Origin of the sequence: Vibrio sp. Vb0598 (assembly GCF_033338935.1) — a bacterium.
Taxonomy (GTDB): Bacteria; Pseudomonadota; Gammaproteobacteria; order Enterobacterales; family Vibrionaceae; genus Vibrio; species Vibrio alginolyticus.
In genome coordinates this window covers 68,524-88,036 of the sequence record NZ_JAWOTP010000018.1, presented here as the reverse complement: position 1 = coordinate 88,036, position 19,513 = coordinate 68,524, and the positions used below count along the sequence as shown (strand labels likewise).

17 protein-coding genes are annotated in these 19,513 nt (G+C 45.2%); 6 read left to right on the top strand and 11 right to left on the bottom strand.

Going from position 1 to position 19,513, the window contains the following annotated elements; genetic code table 11:
* Positions 1-480: a type 3 dihydrofolate reductase gene (gene folA, locus R7Q38_RS17390; protein ID WP_132936736.1), complete on the top strand. Its 480-nt coding sequence runs from the start codon at positions 1-3 to the stop codon at positions 478-480.
* A gap of 257 nt (positions 481-737) precedes the next feature.
* Here the strand turns inward: folA and apaH are convergent, their stop codons facing one another.
* The 6 genes from apaH to lptD form a co-directional block, all read right to left on the bottom strand.
* Positions 738-1,544, bottom strand: a complete 807-nt coding sequence (gene apaH / locus R7Q38_RS17385) for a bis(5'-nucleosyl)-tetraphosphatase (symmetrical) ApaH (protein ID WP_053306853.1) — start codon at positions 1,542-1,544, stop codon at positions 738-740.
* A 15-nt stretch (positions 1,545-1,559) separates the two neighbouring features.
* A complete protein-coding gene (gene apaG / locus R7Q38_RS17380) occupies positions 1,560-1,940 on the bottom strand; it encodes a Co2+/Mg2+ efflux protein ApaG (RefSeq protein WP_005379668.1) in 381 nt (126 codons plus the stop codon).
* Positions 1,941-2,015: 75 nt separating this feature from the next.
* Positions 2,016-2,825, bottom strand: coding sequence for a 16S rRNA (adenine(1518)-N(6)/adenine(1519)-N(6))-dimethyltransferase RsmA (rsmA, locus tag R7Q38_RS17375; RefSeq protein ID WP_005379669.1), 810 nt, complete (start codon positions 2,823-2,825; stop codon positions 2,016-2,018).
* Positions 2,822-3,820, bottom strand: a complete 999-nt coding sequence (gene pdxA / locus R7Q38_RS17370; protein WP_053306854.1) for a 4-hydroxythreonine-4-phosphate dehydrogenase PdxA — start codon at positions 3,818-3,820, stop codon at positions 2,822-2,824. Before pdxA ends, rsmA begins: the two co-directional genes overlap by 4 nt.
* On the bottom strand, positions 3,810-5,093 hold the full coding sequence (gene surA, locus R7Q38_RS17365; RefSeq protein WP_053306855.1) for a peptidylprolyl isomerase SurA: 1,284 nt from the start codon (positions 5,091-5,093) through the stop codon (positions 3,810-3,812). The genes pdxA and surA overlap by 11 nt, the downstream gene beginning before the upstream one ends.
* Before the next feature lie 59 nt (positions 5,094-5,152).
* Entirely contained in the window at positions 5,153-7,498 is a 2,346-nt protein-coding gene (gene lptD / locus R7Q38_RS17360) for an LPS assembly protein LptD (RefSeq protein WP_239938866.1), read from the bottom strand.
* A gap of 266 nt (positions 7,499-7,764) precedes the next feature.
* On the opposite strand from lptD, the gene djlA reads away from it, so the two are divergent.
* A complete protein-coding gene (djlA, locus tag R7Q38_RS17355; protein WP_005383076.1) occupies positions 7,765-8,619 on the top strand; it encodes a co-chaperone DjlA in 855 nt (284 codons plus the stop codon).
* Between the two features lie 138 nt (positions 8,620-8,757).
* Here djlA and R7Q38_RS17350 read toward each other — a convergent pair whose 3' ends face one another.
* From R7Q38_RS17350 to leuA, 5 genes are all read right to left on the bottom strand, one after another.
* On the bottom strand, positions 8,758-9,540 hold the full coding sequence (locus R7Q38_RS17350; RefSeq protein ID WP_318114303.1) for a DUF547 domain-containing protein: 783 nt from the start codon (positions 9,538-9,540) through the stop codon (positions 8,758-8,760).
* Positions 9,541-9,875: 335 nt separating this feature from the next.
* Positions 9,876-10,478 carry a 3-isopropylmalate dehydratase small subunit gene (leuD, locus tag R7Q38_RS17345; RefSeq protein WP_042522424.1) on the bottom strand — a complete coding sequence of 201 codons (603 nt, stop codon included), beginning with the start codon at positions 10,476-10,478 and terminating at the stop codon, positions 9,876-9,878.
* An 11-nt stretch (positions 10,479-10,489) separates the two neighbouring features.
* A complete protein-coding gene (leuC, locus tag R7Q38_RS17340; protein WP_167415662.1) occupies positions 10,490-11,890 on the bottom strand; it encodes a 3-isopropylmalate dehydratase large subunit in 1,401 nt (466 codons plus the stop codon).
* A gap of 110 nt (positions 11,891-12,000) precedes the next feature.
* Positions 12,001-13,092 carry a 3-isopropylmalate dehydrogenase gene (gene leuB / locus R7Q38_RS17335; protein WP_005383068.1) on the bottom strand — a complete coding sequence of 364 codons (1,092 nt, stop codon included), beginning with the start codon at positions 13,090-13,092 and terminating at the stop codon, positions 12,001-12,003.
* 82 nt (positions 13,093-13,174) lie between these two features.
* On the bottom strand, positions 13,175-14,722 hold the full coding sequence (leuA, locus tag R7Q38_RS17330; RefSeq protein WP_005379685.1) for a 2-isopropylmalate synthase: 1,548 nt from the start codon (positions 14,720-14,722) through the stop codon (positions 13,175-13,177).
* Between the two features lie 519 nt (positions 14,723-15,241).
* Between leuA and R7Q38_RS17325 the strand changes: the two genes are divergently transcribed.
* The 4 genes from R7Q38_RS17325 to calR all read left to right on the top strand — a co-directional run bounded on the left by R7Q38_RS17325 (position 15,242) and on the right by calR (position 19,305).
* Positions 15,242-16,039 (top strand): SH3 domain-containing protein, encoded by a 798-nt coding sequence (locus R7Q38_RS17325; RefSeq protein WP_239938868.1) that lies wholly within the window; start codon positions 15,242-15,244, stop codon positions 16,037-16,039.
* A 152-nt stretch (positions 16,040-16,191) separates the two neighbouring features.
* Positions 16,192-16,740, top strand: a complete 549-nt coding sequence (locus R7Q38_RS17320) for a phosphatase PAP2 family protein (protein WP_033906038.1) — start codon at positions 16,192-16,194, stop codon at positions 16,738-16,740.
* A 3-nt stretch (positions 16,741-16,743) separates the two neighbouring features.
* A complete protein-coding gene (locus R7Q38_RS17315; protein ID WP_005379691.1) occupies positions 16,744-17,790 on the top strand; it encodes an MJ1255/VC2487 family glycosyltransferase in 1,047 nt (348 codons plus the stop codon).
* Between the two features lie 555 nt (positions 17,791-18,345).
* On the top strand, positions 18,346-19,305 hold the full coding sequence (gene calR / locus R7Q38_RS17310) for a LysR family transcriptional regulator CalR (protein WP_005379693.1): 960 nt from the start codon (positions 18,346-18,348) through the stop codon (positions 19,303-19,305).
* The last annotated feature ends 208 nt before the right edge of the window (positions 19,306-19,513 follow it).

Sequence of the window (19,513 nt, the reverse complement as noted above, 5' to 3'; positions counted from 1 at the left end):
ATGATCATTAGTATGATTGCCGCGATGGCCGACAATCGCATCATTGGCAAAGACAATCAAATGCCTTGGCATCTTCCCGCCGATTTCGCTTGGTTTAAGCGTTGTACCATGGGAAAACCGGTTGTGATGGGACGCAAAACCTATGAGTCTATTGGTCGCCCTTTACCTGGTCGCTTGAATATTGTTATCAGCCGTGATGAGACACTAAAGATCGAAGGCGTCACTACCGTAACATCGATTGAGCAAGCTTTGGACGTGGCTGGTGACGTGGAAGAAGTGATGATCATTGGTGGTGGTGCGATTTACGCATCTTGTCTGCCTATGGCCAATAAACTGTATGTAACACACATTGAAGCGGCCATTGATGGTGATACTCAGTTCCCAGATTGGGGAGACGAGTTTAAGGAAACTTACTCAGAAATGTATCAAGCCGATGAGAAGAACGCCTACAACATGCGTTTTACGGTGTTAGAGAAGTAATTCGAGATTAAAACGGGGTAATGCCGTTCGTATAGCAGCGAGCGGTCATCCCAACCTACCGTCATCCTGAAAAGCGACGAACGAGCGAGGTTCAGGAGCCTCTATACGAGTACTTTGTTGTCAAAGGTATTTCTATCTATTCGCAGCGCGAGGATATTAGATTCCTAGTCTCGTTAAGGCTCGTTGGAATGACCCTACAGGAGGTGTTAAGTGACAGGTATTCCTCCTACTATGGATTATCGACTGTTATTCAGTGTTTAACTTAACGCATCCTGAGTAAAAATTTTCTTATCTTCCCAACGGATCATGGTTAGGCTTCCGCCCCAAACACAGCCAGTATCTAGCCCGATGACTTCGTTGTTCATATAACCTTGCAGTGCAGCCCAGTGCCCAAAGAGCACCGCTTTGTTTAAGTGGATACGTTTAGGCACCTCAAACCATGGAATAAGTTCGTTACCGGAAACTTGTTGCGGTGGCAATTTACAATCCATATCCAAACGACCATCAGGGAAACAAAAGCGCATCCGCGTAAAAGCATTGATAATATAACGGTATCGGTCCAAACCCTGTAGAGAGTCATCCCAGGAATCAGGTTGATTGCTGTACATGTTTTTTAATAGCCAAGGCAGCTCTTCACTTTGGATGATGCGCTCAACTTCACGGGCACACTTTCTCGCTGTTTTTAGATTCCACTGCGGTGATATGCCAGCGTGACACATCACGAACTCGTCATGCTCGGCCAATAGAGGTTGCTGAGCTAGCCATGTCAGTAGTTCCTCTTTGTCAGGGGCCGTGAAAATAGGTGCGGTTCTATCTTTGTCTTTGACCTTTTTTATCCCGTGAGCCACTGCGAGAAGGTGAAGGTCGTGATTACCAAGCACCACGATTGCGCTTGCGCCAAGTGACTTCACAAAGCGTAACGTTTCTAGTGATTTAGGCCCTCTGGCGACCAAATCACCAGCAAGCCAAAGTTGGTCTTTTTTCGCAGAGAAAGATACTTTTTCTAGTAATCGCTGCAATTCATCAAAACAGCCTTGGATGTCACCAACAATATAGGTAGCCACTGAATCTCCAATTTACTAATTTAAAACATTTGGAACAGCCAAGCGAAATGGTTCGATTTCGGTGATGAACTCTTGCCCTTTCTCATCCAGCATTTTGTAGTGTCCTTGCATAACGCCGACAGGGGTTTCTAACGCGGTTCCGCTACTGTACGTGTATTCATCATTGCTTGGAATAAAGGGCTGCTGGCCTACCACTCCGTCACCTTCAACCGTCATTTGCTTGCCATTCGAGTCTGTGATTAGCCAGCGGCGGCTCACTAACTGTACGGTTTGTTGGCTAAGGTTTTTGATGGTGATGATATAAGCGAAAACGTAGCGTTGTAGCTCTGGGTTGGACTGTTCTTCGATGTATTTGGTGTGAACTTGAATTTTGATGCAAGGTTGAATGACGTCCATGTGCACTCCTCAGAAACGTAATATCCCAATAATAATAAGCCAAACCTACAAGGGTTTGGCTTATTGTTTGAGTTCTTAGTGCTGCGGGTTATCCGCAAGCCAGTTCGCCATTGCGACGAATTGTTCTAGCGTCAGGTTCTCTGGACGCATGCTTGGATTAACACCTAGCTCTTCTAGTACTTCTGTGCTTAACAACGATTTGTAGCAGTTACGAACTGTTTTACGACGTTGGTTAAAGCCTTCACGACAAACGCGATCGAGCAAACGCAGATCTTTCGCCGGGCATGGCAGCTCTTCGTAAGGCACTAAACGAACAACGGCAGAATCCACTTTCGGTGGTGGAACGAATGCCGTTGGCGGTACTTCCAGTACCGGTACTACTTTACAGTAGTACTGAGCCATTACCGTTAAACGGCCGTAAGCTTTGCTGCCAGGGCCGGCGGCTAAGCGGTTTACCACTTCTTTTTGCAGCATAAAGTGCATGTCTTGAATGTCTTTATGGAACTCAAAAAGGTGGAACATCAATGGTGTAGAGATGTTGTATGGCAAGTTACCAAAAATGCGCAGCTTGTTGTTTGGCTTCACTAATTGAGTGAAGTCAAAACGCATAGCGTCACCCTCATGGATGGTCAACTTATCCGCCAGTTCAGGGTGAGTACGTAGGCGTTCTGCCAGATCGCGGTCTAATTCGATAACTGTGAACTTATCCACTTCACGACCTACCGGCTCAGTGATTGCACCAAGACCAGGACCGATTTCAACCAGGTTTTGACCTGGTTTTGGGTTAATCGCTGATACGATTCCATCAATAATGTATGGATCGTTCAGGAAGTTTTGACCAAAACGTTTACGCGCTTTGTGTCCTAAATGGACATCATTTCTCATTGTTTCTTCTCTACCAAATCTATCGCATGCGTGAGCGCTGTTCGGAAACTCCCTGTATCCGCTTGACCTGTCCCTGCCAGATCTAATGCAGTACCGTGGTCCACCGATGTTCTAATAAAAGGTAGACCAAGAGTAATATTTACTGAACGACCAAAGCCTTTGTATTTTAATACTGGCAATACTTGATCATGGTACATGCCTAAAACAGCATCAGCATCATTTAAATATTTTTCATTGAAAATGGTATCAGCCGGCAGAGGGCCGATCAGGTTGATACCTTTTTCTTGTCGAATTTTTTCCAGTGTCGGAGTGATGGTCTCGATCTCTTCACGACCTAAGCAGCCATCTTCGCCAGCATGAGGGTTAAGCCCGCAAACGTAGATGTTTGGTTGTGCGATAGCAAACTTTTCTACAAGGTCTTTATGAAGAATATCGATGATTTTTTCTAATCGCTCTTCGGTGACTGCTTTGGACACATAAGCTAAAGGAATATGTGTTGTAACCAGAGCCACGCGTAGTCCTTCCGTTGCTAGCATCATTACGACTAGCGGCGTTTGTGACTTCTCGGCGAAAAATTCAGTATGACCACTGAATGCAACACCTGCGCGATTAATCACCCCCTTATGAACAGGGCCGGTGACAATAGCATCAAATTCATCATTCATACAGCCTAAAGCCGCTCTTTCTAGCGTTTTTAATACATAGTGGCCATTCGCTTCATTGAGCTCGCCTGCGACCGCAGGTTCCGATATTTGGATATGGTCAACGATAAGCGTGCCCGATTTTTGTGCTTTAGGTGTTTCTTCTGGATTGTAATCAGACAGTTGGACTTCGATGCCAAGCTGCTTGGCTCGCTCCGTCAGCATATTCTTATCGGCACAGACGACAATTTGGTGCGCCCAATCTTCTTTCGATAGGGCAAGCACTAAGTCTGGGCCGATACCCGCAGGTTCCCCTGCGGTTACGACAATTCTACGAATTGTATTAGTTGTCATTGTTGTCATCCACGATTTCAACAAACGCACTTGCGCGTAGCTCTTGCATCCATGCGCCCGCTTCTTCATTAAATTTACGGTTAAATAGAATACGGTAAGCTTTGTTCTTCATCGCTGAGTCAGTACGGTCAACTTGGCGACGATCCAACACTTCAACGATATGCCAGCCGTGAACGGTTTTGAACGGTTCGCTGATTGAGCCAACTGGCAGAGTTTCTACTTGGTGCTTGAATTCTGGCACGTAAAGATCTGGTGTTTGATAACCTAGTTCACCGTCTTGTGCTGCCGAGCCAGGATCTTGACTGTATTGTGTTGCCAATTGAGCGAACGTTGCTTCACCGGCTTTGATGCGGCGTACAAATTCATTCAGTTGCTTCTTCGCCCCTTCGTCGCTCAGAATCACGGTTGGTTTAATCAAAATATGACGCGCATTTACTTCCGTTACCGCAACCGTTTCTAGGCCTTTTACATCCTCTATTTTTAGGATGTGGAAACCAACGCCACTACGGAATGGACCAATAATGCTGCCTTTGTTTTGCATCTTGATCTGATCAGCAAAGATGGTTGGCATCTCTTCTTTACGCATCCAGCCCCAATCACCACCTTGTAAAGCTTTAGGACCTTTAGAGTAGGTGTAGGCCATCTCCGTAAAATCTGCACCTTCGTTTAGCTTTTTCGCGAGCGCTTTAGCTTCTGCTTCTACAGCAGATTTTTCTTTATCGTCAGAGAAGCGCAGTTGAATGTGCCCAATTTTGTATTGAACAGTCGCATTGGTTTCTTGTGATAGTTGCTCAGCAAGGCTATCTACCTCTGCTGGAAGGATATTAATACGGCGACGAACCAGTGCATTGCGGGCTTCTGATGCGGCGATTTCCTTACGAATTTGTTCGCGGAATTCTGGGTAACTTAAACCTTCACTTTCTACAGAAGCGGCGAGTTGTTCTACTGTTTGCTCATTATTACGTGCGATCTCTGCAATCGCTTGGTTTAAACGGTTGTCGTCAATACGCACACCAATACGGTCTGCTTCTTGGCCTTGCAACGTGTCAATAATAAGTTTTTCAACAACTTGTTCTTTTAATACGCTGGTAGAAGGTAAGCTCTTTCCACTTTGACGTGCGTTGGCTTGCAGCGTTTTCATCGCTGTTTCGATGTCGCTTTGTAGAACTACACCGTCGTTCACGATGACCGCAACCTTATCGATCTCTACTGGTGCTGCAACCGCTCCGCAAGAGAGTAGGGTCGTGAATAAGATTGATTTCCAAATTTTCATTTAAAATTCCGTCAGTATTTTTGAATAGGCGTCTTATTCATTTAAGACGCCTATTTTGATTAATTGTTCAGATAGAATGGGCGGCCGTACTTAATCGCGTTGTCAGAACCATCCAGTTCTTTGACAGCAGTGTCTTCACGCTGGTTGGTCGCAAAGCCTTGAATACCGAAGTTAACGCTGAAGTTATTTTCGTATTCAGGTGATGCCCCGGTGCTGCCGATAGCTTGGTCTTCCCAACCAAGCAATTGGTTTGAGTAAGTGACGCCAATGTACCAACAGTCAGATTGGTAACGTAGGCTCGCTAACCATTCTAGGTCCGCATTTTCATTGAGGTCGTAGTAGTATTGACCACTCGCAGACCAGTTCGGGTTGAACTCGTAGGCCGCTACAATACCTGCTTGAGAAATACCTTTACGAGTAATTGTGTCTAGGTTTTCGAGAATGATCGTATCTTCGATGTATTCACGCGTAACGTAGCGATAGTTACTCTGAATAAAGCCGCCGTTGAATTGGTATTCCAAGGTACTGTTTGCCAACTGCATGGAGCTCAAATCAATATCGTATTGAATTCCACCGTGATAGAACAAGTAATCGTTGTAGTTGAAATCAGCTTCAATCGCCCATGATGAGTAATTGGTGGTCTCATCCGGAAGATTTGGGCTGTTGCTCAGTTTGGTCTTTTTATCGAAGTAGTAAATCTGACCAAATGAAACGTTAAGACGCTCTTTATAGTCATCATCAAAGAAGCGAGTACTCGCACCGTAGCTTAACTGGTTCGCCGAGGCGATTTTATCAATGCCACTGTACTTACGACTGCGGAATAGCCCGTAGTAGTCGGTTTGTAGCAAGGTGGTATCGTAGTTGTAGATGTTGGTTTGATCTTCTTCAGGTACGTACAAGTACTGCAGCTGAGGCTCCAGTGTTTGTGTGTAGCCCTTGATCCAGCTTGTATCTCGCTCTAAGTAAAGTTGCGCATGCGTACGGAACTCAGGAATAACACGAGAAACTTCATCATCCAACTGGTTTTGCAAGTTTACATCAGTCAAACCCGTTAAGTCTTGAGAGTAATACGTAGAGAGCACACGCGCTTCTGTTGTCCACGTTGCCCATGAGTTTGAGAGTGGTAATGTAAGCCCTGGTTCAATGTGAACACGGGTCGCATTTGGTCGCGCAGCATCGCTCGTATCGAAGCGGCTGACTTGGCTCTTCACGTCAAAGTTAAGGTAGTCTCCCCACAACGGCGTGTAGTAGTTCAAGTCTAACTGAGGAAGCAGGCGATAAGGGCGGTTCTCTTCTTTCAATAAGATTTGGAAGTCACGAACGGTTAACGAGGCATCCCAGAAGTCAGAACGATATTGTACTTGTCCTTCTTGAACCAGTTGACCATCTTCACGGTTACCAATGTCGGAGTCGAGATCGAGGAAGTAATCAATATCACTCACTTTTGAGTAATCGACTTTGACTATCCACTGTTTATTGATGATACCGTCGTGTTTAACTTGGTAGCCCCAACGAGACTCGTCCAGATATTTGCGATCACTATTGAGGTATTCGCCTTTGATTTCTCCATTTCCCCAACCATCTGTTAGGTAGCGGAAATCAGTATCGAGTTTTGTACCACGTTGCTGCATATAGAGCGTGGTGAGTGTCATGTCATATTGAGGCGCAATATTCCAATAGAATGGCACCTCGACTTCCATACCATCACTAGAACCGTACGATAAAGAAGGGAAGAGGAAACCCGTTTTACGCGTATCTCCAATTGGCATGGTTAGATACGGCACATAGAAAACAGGCACATCTAACACTTCAAATCGAGGGTGGTGCAGCGTCGCTGTCTCTTCATCTTGGTCAACATCGATGCCTGACGCAACCAATCGCCATGAATTATCGCCTTGAGGGCACGATGTGATAGAGCCGTCTTCGAGTTCATAAACCGACTGACCTGTGCGAGCGATATAGGCTGCAGTGCCTCGGCCTTGTTGGCAAAGGAACTGATAATCGGTGTTCTCAAGTGAAAACGTATCTTGATTAATGTCGTTAGTAACACGATCAGATCGAGCTTTGACTTGGCCGTCATTGAAAGTCACGTTGCCTTCGGCAACCACGACGTTGTCTTGTTGGTGCAGCGTTACGCTATCTGCGGTAATTTTCTTCTGGCCTTGGGTGACTTGTACATTACCTGAGTACTGAGCTTTGTCACCATTGATGGCTTGCAGGGTGTCAGCTTCTACCACTACTGGGGTATTAAGAGCGTCCTCCTCGCCACTTGTATCGACCAAACATTGATCTGTGGCGGGCATTTCCTGCACACTATCATGGATATTCGCTTCAGCTTGAGTGGTGGGTACAAACAAGGCGGTGCTGATAGAGGCCGCTAAAAATGTGCGGGAGAAATGTTGCATTGAATTGAACTTTCCTGTGTCACTACTACTCGATGGCTATAGGGCTTGTTGTACCCTAGCGTAATAGCCAAATGAATCAACTATAGTCGCATTTATCCCAGCGTATTGATTCACTGTGGCATAATGACGACAAAATAGCTGCAAAGATAAGCAGGCGAAATGGCCTAGCCGAAATAAAACTAATTCCATTATCATAAAGGAAATCGTTGCATCCGGCACTATAAGACCGCCGTCGTCGATAAAAATTCATTGATAGAGAACACATAATGCATATTTTTGGCAAAATTCTGGGTGCCTTTTTTGGCTTGTTACTTGGCGGGCCGCTAGGTTTACTCTTTGGCTTATTTATTGGCCATCAATTCGATAAAGCACGTCGCTTGAGTCAAGCCGGGTTCTCTACTGGCGGCTTTGGAAAAGGACCAAGTCAAGCTCAGCGCCAAGAAGAGTTTTTTAAAGCGGCGTTTGCGGTAATGGGACATGTGGCAAAAGCGAAAGGCCAAGTCACCAAAGAGGAAATCCAACTGGCTTCTGCCATGATGGACCGCATGAATTTGCATGGCGAACAGCGTCGCGCAGCGCAAGACGCGTTTCGTGAAGGTAAAGACAGCGACTTTCCGTTAGAAGATGTTCTTGTTCGTGTGAAAATTTCGACAGCTGGTCGCTTTGACTTGTTGCAATTTTTCTTAGAGCTGCAAATCTCGGCGGCCTTTGCAGATGGCTCGATCCACCCGAGTGAACGAAATGTACTACACAAGATTGCACGTGGTTTGGGTTTCTCTTCTGAGCAATTAGAGCGTCGTTTGCAAATGCAAGAAGCCGCATTTCGTTTCCAAAGCCAGGGCGGTTTTCATGGTCAGCATCAAGGCCAATCTTCAGGTGGTAGCTGGCAACAAGCTTCACAAGCGGATCAGTTGGCCGACGCGTACAAAATTCTGGATGTGTCTTCAGATGCAGACAGTAAAACCGTTAAGCGTGCTTATCGTAAACTGATGAACGAGCATCACCCGGACAAATTGATGGCTAAAGGTTTACCACCAGAGATGATGAACGTCGCGAAAGAGAAATCTCAAGAGATTCAAAACGCTTACGATCTTATTAAGAAGGTTAAAGGCTTCAAGTAGTCGGACGTTTTCTATCAAGTATTGGATTTAAAAAGGGCACTGAGTGCCCTTTTTTATGTCTTAGTTTTTGAGTTGCCGGTGTCTTTAGCTTTTGGCCTATTATGTCCCTAATGCTAATTGACCTCACATCCCCCCAGTTTAGTTGGCTTGATTCAAGTCCCAATCGTATTTGTATTTCACTTTGCCAGAGAAGTTTTTGTATTGCGGTGCGTACTTTGCGATGTGTTTGAAGATTTGTTTTTCTCCACCAAAGTCCGTTGCAAACCAATCATAAATAGAAGACAGCTGTGCCGTGTTACCTTGGATAGATACGCCTTTGCTGCTGTTGATAAATGTTTTGGCGGCACTATCCAGTAGAGTTTGCGTGTTGTCAGCAGTGAATGCTTGAGATTGCAGATTAGGGCATCCTAGGCTGGCACAGTTAACCGCGTAATGCGTTCTTGGGTCATTCCAAATTGGACGCAAAATTCGATGTTCAATATCGTTTAAAGTTAGATCCTTCCCGTTGACCACGACCACATCGTATCCCCAAGGACCAAAGCTAAATAAACCACCTAGCTTGGTGATTGATTCGACTGGATAGTTATCCAAAATAAGATCTACCGTGATGGCGTTGTAAAGGTTTACCCAATAGGCATATTGCTCTGCTTGGCTGTATTGTAGAGGGTCTAGTTTTGCCAAACGCTGGATGTATTGTTTCAGCTTGGTTTTATCGACAGAGGAGACTTGGCTGTAACGAAACAAGGTATTCTCGCCTTGTTCAACTAAATAAGTATCGAGTAGTTGTTGCCATTCTTGATGAGAAATTTGGGTTTGGTTGGCTTGATTCGATTGTTTCCAATATGGCCATAAGTCGGATTTTGGAGCGGAAAATGTCGAGAAAGAAACCAGAGCACACAACAGCAATAACAGACGCTTCATAGAGATACCTTTGAATGAGATATTGTTGATAGTGTAGACCAGTTTAGTGCTTGTTTTCTTTCAGTAATCAGTGGTCTTTATTCGCCGTCATTCTGAGGAGCATAAGCGATATCAGGAATCTAATACCCACAAACTCTTGAGTAAAGACAGTATGAATCTGCACAGTGCGCTCTGGCAGTAGATCCTGAATTACACTCCTTCGTCGCTGTTCAGGATGACGAATTTCAACAGAGGCGTTCGGTATTCTGTAAGCAAAGCGATATGAGAACAGTTACCCAAAACATTAAAAGGGCCGACAATTGCCAGCCCTTGATTTGTGTATTTACTAACGCGTCTTAACGCAAGAAGCTTGGAATATTCGCTTCGTACTCGGCAATCTTATCTTCGTGCTGAAGGGTTAGACCAATGTTGTCCAAACCGTTTAGCAAGCAATGACGACGGAACGAATCGATTTCAAAGCTGTACTCTTTGCCGTTGGCGCGAACCACATTCGCTTCTAGGTCTACTTCCACTTCTGCGCCTTCATTCGCCTCAACAAAATGGAAGATTTCATCCACTTCTTGCTCAGTCAAGCGAACTGGTACCATTTGGTTGTTGATCGAGTTGCCGTAAAAAATATCGGCAAAGCTTGGTGCGATCATCGCTTTGATGCCGTAATCCGCTAGTGCCCATGGTGCGTGCTCACGAGAAGAACCACAACCGAAGTTTTCACGCGCGAGCAAGATAGAAGCACCTTGGTAGCGAGGTGCGTTCATCACGAACTCTGGGTTTGGCTGTTCGCCAGCATCGTCTAGGAAGCGCCAGTCATGAAATAGGTGCTTACCAAACCCTAGGCGAGAGACCTTTTGCAGGAACTGCTTTGGAATGATGGCATCAGTATCTACGTTCGCTGCATCTAGAGGAACAACTAAGCCTGTGTGTTGTTTAAAGCCTGACATTTGTTTGCTCCTTAGTCTAGTTCACGAATATCTACAAAGTGACCAGCAATTGCTGCCGCCGCTGCCATCGCAGGGCTCACTAGGTGGGTACGGCCATCACGACCTTGGCGGCCTTCAAAGTTACGGTTTGAAGTAGACGCACAACGTTCATGTGGACCTAAACGGTCGTTGTTCATTGCTAGACACATTGAACAACCTGGTAGGCGCCATTCAAAGCCCGCTTCTTTAAAGATCACGTCCAAACCTTCCGCTTCTGCTTGCGCTTTTACTTGCTCAGAGCCAGGAACGATGAGCGCTTGAACGTGAGACGCGACTTTGCGACCTTTCGCTACTTCAGCGGCTGCGCGCATGTCTTCGATACGTGAGTTAGTACAAGAACCAACGAAGACTTTATCGACGTTGTAATCAGACAATGACTTGCCCGCTTCTAGACCCATGTAAGCCAATGCTTTTTCTGCCGAGGCTTTTTCTACTGGGTCCGCAAAGCTCTCTGGTGCTGGGATCGGCTGGTCTACCGCGATTACTTGACCTGGGTTTGTGCCCCAAGTGACTTGTGGTTTGATGTCTGCACCGTTCAGCGTTACTACGGCATCAAACTGAGCATCATCGTCAGTTTTTAACGTCTTCCAGTATTCTACTGCTGCATCAAAGTCCGCACCTTGAGGGGAGAATTTACGGCCTTTAATGTATTCGAATGTGGTTTCATCTGGTGCAATCAAACCGGCTTTTGCACCTAACTCAATCGCCATATTACATACGGTCATACGACCTTCCATTGAAAGGTCAGTGATCGCTTCACCACAGAATTCAACTACGTAACCGGTACCGCCTGCTGCTGTGGTTTCACCGATGATTGCTAGCACAATGTCTTTCGCAGTAATGCCCGGAGCTACTTTGCCTTTCACTTCGATCTTCATCGTTTTAGCGCGCGCTTGTTTTAGCGTTTGAGTCGCTAATACGTGCTCAACTTCAGATGTACCAATACCAAAAGCTAGCGAGCCGAATGCACCGTGTGTAGCAGTGTGCGAGTCACCACAAACAATGGTCATGCCCGGTAGGGTAATACCAAGCTCTGGGCCCATAACATGCACAATACCTTGGTATTTGTGGTTGATGTCGTAAAGCGTAACGCCAAACTCTTCACAGTTTTTCGATAGCGTTTCCATCTGGATACGAGCCATCTCACCCGATGCGTTGATGTCTTTGGTGGTTGTCGAAACGTTGTGGTCCATGGTGGCAAAAGTTTTGCTGACCTGACGCACTTTACGACCTTTTTCACGCAAGCCGTCAAATGCTTGCGGAGACGTCACTTCATGTACCAAGTGACGGTCGATGTACAAGATTGGGTTTTCCCCTTCTGCTGCGACGGCAACGTGTGCGTCGTAGACTTTTTCGTATAATGTTTTGCCCATTGTTTGCTTCCTTTCCTCGTTATCCTTGTTGCTTTGTTTTAGCACCAATGACTTAGAGGTAAGTCATTGGTGGATAGAGGATTTAGTATTTATTATGAATCTGTTTTGTATTAAGAGTTTAAGATGTACTCAGCGATCTTATCGCCCATCTCAGACGTCGAAAGTGCAGGGTTGTCACCAGCAAGGTCACCCGTTAGCTCACCCGCTGATAGTGCTTTTGAAACTGCCGTTTCGATGTCTTGTGCCGCTGTTTCCTCACCTAGGCTATAACGCAGCATCAGTGCAGCAGATAGGATTTGTGCCACAGGGTTAGCGATGTTCTTACCTGCGATATCTGGTGCACTGCCGCCTGCTGGCTCGTACAGACCGAATTTGCTTTCGTTTAGACTTGCTGATGGCAACATACCCATAGAGCCTGTGATCATCGCGCATTCATCAGAAATGATGTCGCCGAAGATGTTTGAACACAGCATTACGTCGAACTGAGCAGGGTCTTTGATAAGCTGCATAGTCGCGTTATCAATGTACATGTGTGACAACTCGACATCTGGGTAGTCTTTTGCGATTTCTTCGACTACTTCACGCCATAAAATAGAGCTTTGTAGAACGTTCGCTTTGTCGATAGAGCACACTTTCTTGCGACGTAGACGAGCAGACTCAAAAGCGATTTTTGCAATACGTTCGATCTCAAAGCGGTGGTACACCTCAGTATCAAATGCTTTTTCTGTTGCGCCTTCACCTTCACGACCTTTCGGTTGGCCGAAGTAGATACCACCCGTCAGTTCACGGACTACCACGATGTCAAAGCCGCGACCCGAGATGTCTGCACGTAGCGGTGAGAAAGCTTCAAGACCTGAGTGAATTTGCGCTGGACGTAAGTTACAGAACAGTTGGAAGTGTTTGCGTAGTGGCAGTAGGGCACCGCGTTCAGGTTGGTCATTTGGTGGTAAGTGCTCCCACTTAGGGCCGCCAACCGAGCCGAATAGGACTGCATCAGACTCTTCACATGCTTTTATTGTGCTCTCTGGAAGTGGGCAACCGTGATTGTCGATCGCGATACCACCGACATCATGCTCGTCACGCTCAAACGCAATACCATGTTTCTTTTCGATTGCATCCAATACTTTATGTGCCTGCGCCATTACTTCCGGGCCAATGCCGTCACCGGGTAGGACGGCAATTTTGTACGATTTGTCTGTCATGTTAATCCTTTAAGTTTTCTAATTTTGAGCTTAATTATTTCAACGAGCGTGTTCTTTCCTGAGCCGTGTAGCCCGGTTGTTATTACACAGTCGCAATCTTTTTCTGCTTCATTTCTTCGATTTTATCTGCACGATGAATGCTGTTAATAACGTGCAATAATGCTTGGCCGGAAGCCTCAACGATGTCGGTGGAAACACCCGTACCGTGGTATTTGCGACCTTTGTAGTTGGCAATGATGTCTGCTTGACCCAAACCATCTTCACCTTCACCTTTCGCGGTTAGGTCGAATTTATCCAGAACGATGTCGTAGCCTGTCACGCGGTAGATACATTGGTACAGCGCATCAACTGGGCCATTACCGACCGCTGCTTCACACATTTCTTCATCACCGCATTGCATTTTGATGCTGGTGGTAGCCATTACGCTGCCAGACTGCACGCTTAGGTAGCTCAATTTGTAGAAGTCATCTTCTTCACGCAAGTTCGAGAAGTGCATTAGGGCTTCTAGGTCGTAATCGAACACTTGGCCTTTGCGGTCAGCAAGTTTCAAGAAATCCGCATACAGTGCGTCTAGGTTGTACTCGTCTTCGTTGTAACCCATGGTGTCCATATGGCTCTTCACGGCAGCGCGACCGCTGCGGCTGGTTAGGTTCAGAGCTTGGTTTTTTAGGCCAATAGACTCAGGGGTCATGATTTCGTAGGTATTCTTATTCTTCAACATGCCATCTTGGTGGATGCCTGAAGAGTGGCTAAACGCATTTGCACCCACAATTGCTTTGTTGCTTTGAATAGGCATATTGCATAGCTGGCTAACCAACTTACTGGTGCGGTGAATTTCATCATGCTTAATGCCAGTGTGAACGCCCAAAAACTCTTGACGCGTCTTGATGATCATTGCGATCTCTTCAAGTGAACAGTTACCCGCTCGCTCTCCAATGCCATTGATCGTGCCTTCTATCTGACGTGCGCCAGCTTGAACGGCGGCAATAGAGTTGGCAACTGACATCCCCAAATCGTCGTGACAGTGAACGGAGATGATCGCTTTATCAATGTTCGGAACGCGGTTAAATAGGGTTTCAATAATCCCACCAAACTCACTTGGTACGGTGTAGCCAACGGTATCTGGAATGTTGATTGTACTCGCACCTGCATTGATGGCGGCTTCTACCATGCGACATAGGTTGTCGATTGGAGTTCGACCAGCATCTTCACAAGAAAACTCGACATCATCAGTGTAGTTACGTGCATGTTTAACGGCGTTGACTGCCATTTCTAGTACATCGTCGTAGCTGCGGCGTAGTTTGTCTTCTACGTGAATGGTGGAAGTGGCTAAAAATGTGTGGATACGGAATTGGTCAGCCACTTTTAATGCTTCAGCGGCAGCATCGATGTCTTTCGCAACGGCACGCGAAAGGGCACAAACTCGACTGTTTTTTATGTTTTTTGCGATGGTTTGTACAGACTCGAAATCACCTGGTGAAGAGATTGGGAAGCCAGCTTCGATAACATCAACGCCGAGTCTTTCCAGCGCATAGGCAATCTGCAGTTTTTCTTTAACCGTCAAGCTTGCTGACAACGCTTGCTCGCCATCACGCAATGTGGTGTCGAATATAATGACCTGATCGTTCATGTTTGCTTCCTTCCTGATTTCTGCACTTTCGCGCAAGTGAATCGTTTACTTCCAGTATTTAGATATAAAAAAACCCGCATTCTCATGCGGGTTCTTAGAAATTGGTGTGGTTATTTTTCTTCCACAGCCTACCCGCGCGAACTGGTCACGATCAGGAGGAGGCTAAGCAGGATAGAAAAATGAGCTGACATAGTTGTTAAGCTTTCCACATAATTAAGTTAACAAATTAGTACCGCACTCCATGAAGCGCGTCAACCCTAAAGTCGATTTTTTATTCATATCGGATGAGTCTTTTCGTTTGCTTGAGAAAAATGATGCACTAAGTGAAACGGCATGATGCGATAGAAACGTGCTAGAAGAAGTAAGTTCTCATCAAGTTTGCGACGTTTCATTACCAAAACAAGCATCGGGATTGCGACTTGTCACACAAAGGTCCGAATTGTTTGGCAAAAGTTTTGAATGACCATTTATAGTAGTGCAGTTGCACTAGGTAAAAGAAATATAAGGGTTAGGGAAAGAATGAGGTTAACAAAACAATTTGGACGTTCAGCCATAGTATTTACTCTGGTCAGCTTGTCGGGTTGTCAGCTGTTTCAATCGCAGACCTATGTGGAAGTGGCTTCCCCCGTTGTTATGAATGATCACTCACAGAGCGTCATGGTCATCAATGATCAAATGGATCGATTTTTGAGTTATGAAGGACGCGAATCGTTCTTGAATCAGATGCTTGTTGCCCTTGAGTCTGACAGCCGAAATAAGTTTAAAGGTAAAGATCCGGAAACGTATTCTTGGTGGAAGATCCGTGTCCAGCCTAGTGAGAAACAGCAAGCGGAAGTTTTCCGACCAACCACTGAAGGTGTCGATACCTCAAACCCAGTAGAGTTTATGGATGTCTCTTACCGCTCTAAGACCACATTAAACCTACGCTCCAAACCGAGTCTTGAAGGGGCAAAGCTTGGCGTATTATCGAAAGGGGAAGTCTTTAATGTGCTAGCAAAAGTGGTTGATCAACCTTGGTTTCTCGTTGAACAGAAAGGAGTGATAAAAGGTTATGTCCATAAGGATTATGCGCGCAGCAATGTGATAAATCGTGACATTTTATCTACTCAGCCTAACCCTCTACTAGAGCCTAAATCGAGTAAAACGGAGAAAACGAGTATAGAGCATGAACTGTCGGGAAACTATACTTGCCGCTCACTGAGCTATGAGCTAACAAAAGATGGTGACATGACGACAGGCTCTTTGCGCGCCTGCCGCAAGAAGAGAAAAGTCTGGTATATAGACACCCCTCAACCGCAACCATCAAACCCTTCTTAATGTTCTATTTTTATGGTTATGCCCAATAGATAAATCGTTGGGCACACCTTAATTTGGCCTTTGTCATTAATTGTCCAAACTCCCGTCATGCTGTTGTCACCTAAACCTCCTACTTTTCACAAAAAGGCGTTGTCAAAGTAAGGAAAGGTCACATGAGAACCATAGAGACAATTACACAGCCAATTGCAACCATTGCTAAGTTTGATTTAGCGCTCTCTAGTGTTTGTCTTAAGCACCGTTTTAATCAACAAGTCGCCAATATCAGTAAAGGAGTTTCCCACAGTGGTGACGGGCATCTTTACTTGGTGTTGGGGTTATTAGCTTGGTATTTAGATAAGGAGCAAGGAGTCTGGTTTTTACTGGCGGGTTTACTTGCTTTTGCTATCGAGCTACCAATTTATTGGACGCTGAAAAATAGTTTTAAGCGTCGTCGCCCTGAAGAGCTTAATGCACTCCTTCCTGCTTTTATTACCCCCTCTGATCGCTACAGTCTTCCTTCAGGACACACTGCCGCTGCGTTTGTCATGGCGACGCTGATTGACCATTTCTATCCGAGCCTAGGCGTTGCTGCATTCTTTTGGGCAAGTTTAATTGGAACCGCGCGAATCTTATTGGGTGTGCACTTTTTTACCGATGTCATCATTGGTGCACTGCTTGGCAGTCTTTGTGGTGGATTAGCGATTGCGATGTTAGGAGGCTAATTGATGAAAATCTTGTACGGTGTTCAAGGGACAGGAAACGGACATATTGCACGCGCAAGGGCGATGAGTCATGCGTTTAAAGAGCACGATGTTGAGGTCGACTTTTTGTTTTCTGGGCGAGCGCCGGAAAAATACTTTTCAATGGAAGCATTTGGCGATTACCAGACTCGCCGAGGCTTCACCTTTATTACCGAAAAAGGCTCTGTAAACTACGCGAAAACAGCATTGAATAACAATTTGGTGCAGTTTTTCAAAGAAGTTAAGCAACTCGATCTGTCGTCCTACGATCTTATCATTAATGATTTCGAACCTGTGACTGCGTGGGCAGCGAGACAACAAAATAAGCCTTCTATTGGTATCAGCCACCAAAATGCTTTCCGTTATCCAGTGCCACTAAAGGGAGCAAGTTGGTTAGATAAATCCGTCATTGAATACTTTGCGCCTTCTCAACATCACCTTGGTTTGCATTGGCATCATTTTGATCAACCTTTGTTACCACCGATAGTGCATACCGTCGATAGCCAAGCAGAAAACGACGACTTCGTGTTGGTGTATCTACCGTTCGAATCGATTGAAGATATCTCGGACTTATTGTTCCACTTTAATCAACAAGCGTTTATCTGTTATCACCCGGATGTGATCGAATGTGAGCAGGTAGAAAACATAGAACTGCGCCCTTTATGCCACAGCAACTTCCAGCATCATTTGCATCGCTGTAGTGGTGTCATTGCTAATGGTGGGTTTGAGCTTCCTTCAGAAGCCTTGTCTTTGGGGAAAAAATTGTTACTAAAGCCACTCGCGGGTCAATTCGAGCAGCAGAGCAATGTTGCGACCTTAGAAGATTTAGGGCTTGCGATGTCGATGGAGAGCTTAGACATTTCCGCAGTACGCCAGTGGCTAAAGGAGCAACAAGCCGAAAGTGTGAAATACCCAGATGTTGCTCAGGCTATTGTTCATTGGGTACTGCAAGGTGCATGGGATTCAAAAGCAGAGTTATCCAGACAACTGTGGGAGCAGGTTGATTTTCCAAGTTACGTGTCGAACATTTAAGTACGTTGTTCTAAGTACATTGTTCCTTCCATTTTTGATACGATTTTGTTGCAGCCTTTCTGTTTGGAAGGCTGCATTTTTATTCTTCCTCTCTCATTTCTATTCAGTGTGTATTTGCTGATAATTTGACTGATAAGTGCAAAATTCAATCAGAGATATAGCTGCTATATGTTGTTCTTATCTCAACCAATAACTGAGCTAAATGTATGCTTGTGTTAACCACCTGTCCTATCAATTTGCTAAATACGTCCTCAAAGAATGCATTTTTACGTGTTTTATAGTTTTTTATGTTTTTATCAAGCTTTTGTTATTTAAAGAATAAATACCTAATTGGCTAAAATTTACTGATTAAATATCAATCTAGTTGCGAAACCGCAATCGATTAGTTGATAGTACAGTTCGAGCCGGAAGTATCCGGACGATAAATATAATAAAAAGTTAGGTTATCTATTCGTAAAATGATTCGAATCCAGCCGCCGTCTTTTGTGCGAGATGGGATTCTATTCGTTATGAATTTAATGAACAAAGTTGACGATTACAAAAGAGGCGCACTCAATGTTAGAGAAGAAAGACGCGATGAGCGCAATTGCTAGCTACCGTATGGAAAGCACTTTGCGTGGTGTAGATTTAAACCTACTGACTGTATTTGATGCTGTAATGCAAGAGCAAAATATTACTCGTGCAGCACATAACCTAGGCATGTCTCAGCCGGCGGTAAGTAACGCCGTGGCACGCTTAAAAGTGATGTTTAACGACGAGCTATTCATGCGCCAAGGCCGTGGTATTCAGCCTACGCAACGAGCACGTCAACTGTTTGGCCCTATTCGCCAAGCACTACAGCTGATTCGCAATGAACTTCCTAGCTCTGTATTCCAACCAGAATCTTCGACTCGCTTATTCAAGCTTGCGATTTGCAGCCCTTGTGACATGCGTTTTGCTCCGAAGATCATGGCAAAAGTGAATCAACAAGCACCAAACGTTCAGCTTCACCTAGATGCAGAATTTGACCGTTTGTTGTCTGAGCGTATGCGCTACCAAGAAATTGATTTCGTGATCGACTACGCTCGTTTTGATGAGCAAGGTTTCTCAAGCACTGAAATCTTCAAAGATGAATTAGTGGTTATCGCATCAAAAACCCACCCACGCATTCAAGGTGGTGTGACGGCTGAGCAACTGCTTAACGAAAAGCATGCGAAGTTATCGAAAGTGCATGGCCAACGTAGTTTCTCAGAGCAAGCGTACCGTGAACTGGATTGCCAAGCGGCGTATGAAGGTTCTAGTTTAAGCAACCTACTATACGTGGTGGGTCAATCTGAGCTTGTGACTATTGCACCACGTTGGATGGCGGAAAATGCGGTAAACAGCGATCAACTGCAAATTCTTGATTTCCCATTTGCGAACAAAGAAATCAGCGGCTTCTTAAGCTGGCATGAATCAAGCGAAAAAGATAAAGGCCACATTTGGCTGCGCGATCAACTGATGATCACTTGTGGTGAAGTCGTTGCCGCAAAATAAGATGACGTTTGGTCTTCTCGATTAGACCATATTGGTAATCATCAATTTTTACAATTCATTGGTCCCCGAGCGATTTTTGTCTCTCGGGGCTTTTTGTTTTCGTAATCAACAATCGAAACAGTAAGTTAAATAGAGTAATCATTCAGCAATTTGAGGTACGTTCGCGACGTATAAGTGATAGTTGTCTCTTATTAGTGATAAGTTTGAT

What these genes read in the sequence shown, in the direction of transcription:
- folA (WP_132936736.1), top strand. Translation starts at nt 1, where the DNA reads ATGATCATTAGTATGATTGCCGCGATGGCCGACAATCGCATCATTGGC.
- apaG (WP_005379668.1), bottom strand. Translation starts at nt 1,940, where the DNA reads ATGGACGTCATTCAACCTTGCATCAAAATTCAAGTTCACACCAAATAC.
- rsmA (WP_005379669.1), bottom strand. Translation starts at nt 2,825, where the DNA reads ATGAGAAATGATGTCCATTTAGGACACAAAGCGCGTAAACGTTTTGGT.
- pdxA (WP_053306854.1), bottom strand. Translation starts at nt 3,820, where the DNA reads ATGACAACTAATACAATTCGTAGAATTGTCGTAACCGCAGGGGAACCT.
- surA (WP_053306855.1), bottom strand. Translation starts at nt 5,093, where the DNA reads ATGAAAATTTGGAAATCAATCTTATTCACGACCCTACTCTCTTGCGGA.
- lptD (WP_239938866.1), bottom strand. Translation starts at nt 7,498, where the DNA reads ATGCAACATTTCTCCCGCACATTTTTAGCGGCCTCTATCAGCACCGCC.
- djlA (WP_005383076.1), top strand. Translation starts at nt 7,765, where the DNA reads ATGCATATTTTTGGCAAAATTCTGGGTGCCTTTTTTGGCTTGTTACTT.
- R7Q38_RS17350 (WP_318114303.1), bottom strand. Translation starts at nt 9,540, where the DNA reads ATGAAGCGTCTGTTATTGCTGTTGTGTGCTCTGGTTTCTTTCTCGACA.
- leuD (WP_042522424.1), bottom strand. Translation starts at nt 10,478, where the DNA reads ATGTCAGGCTTTAAACAACACACAGGCTTAGTTGTTCCTCTAGATGCA.
- leuC (WP_167415662.1), bottom strand. Translation starts at nt 11,890, where the DNA reads ATGGGCAAAACATTATACGAAAAAGTCTACGACGCACACGTTGCCGTC.
- leuB (WP_005383068.1), bottom strand. Translation starts at nt 13,092, where the DNA reads ATGACAGACAAATCGTACAAAATTGCCGTCCTACCCGGTGACGGCATT.
- leuA (WP_005379685.1), bottom strand. Translation starts at nt 14,722, where the DNA reads ATGAACGATCAGGTCATTATATTCGACACCACATTGCGTGATGGCGAG.
- R7Q38_RS17325 (WP_239938868.1), top strand. Translation starts at nt 15,242, where the DNA reads ATGAGGTTAACAAAACAATTTGGACGTTCAGCCATAGTATTTACTCTG.
- R7Q38_RS17320 (WP_033906038.1), top strand. Translation starts at nt 16,192, where the DNA reads ATGAGAACCATAGAGACAATTACACAGCCAATTGCAACCATTGCTAAG.
- R7Q38_RS17315 (WP_005379691.1), top strand. Translation starts at nt 16,744, where the DNA reads ATGAAAATCTTGTACGGTGTTCAAGGGACAGGAAACGGACATATTGCA.
- calR (WP_005379693.1), top strand. Translation starts at nt 18,346, where the DNA reads ATGTTAGAGAAGAAAGACGCGATGAGCGCAATTGCTAGCTACCGTATG.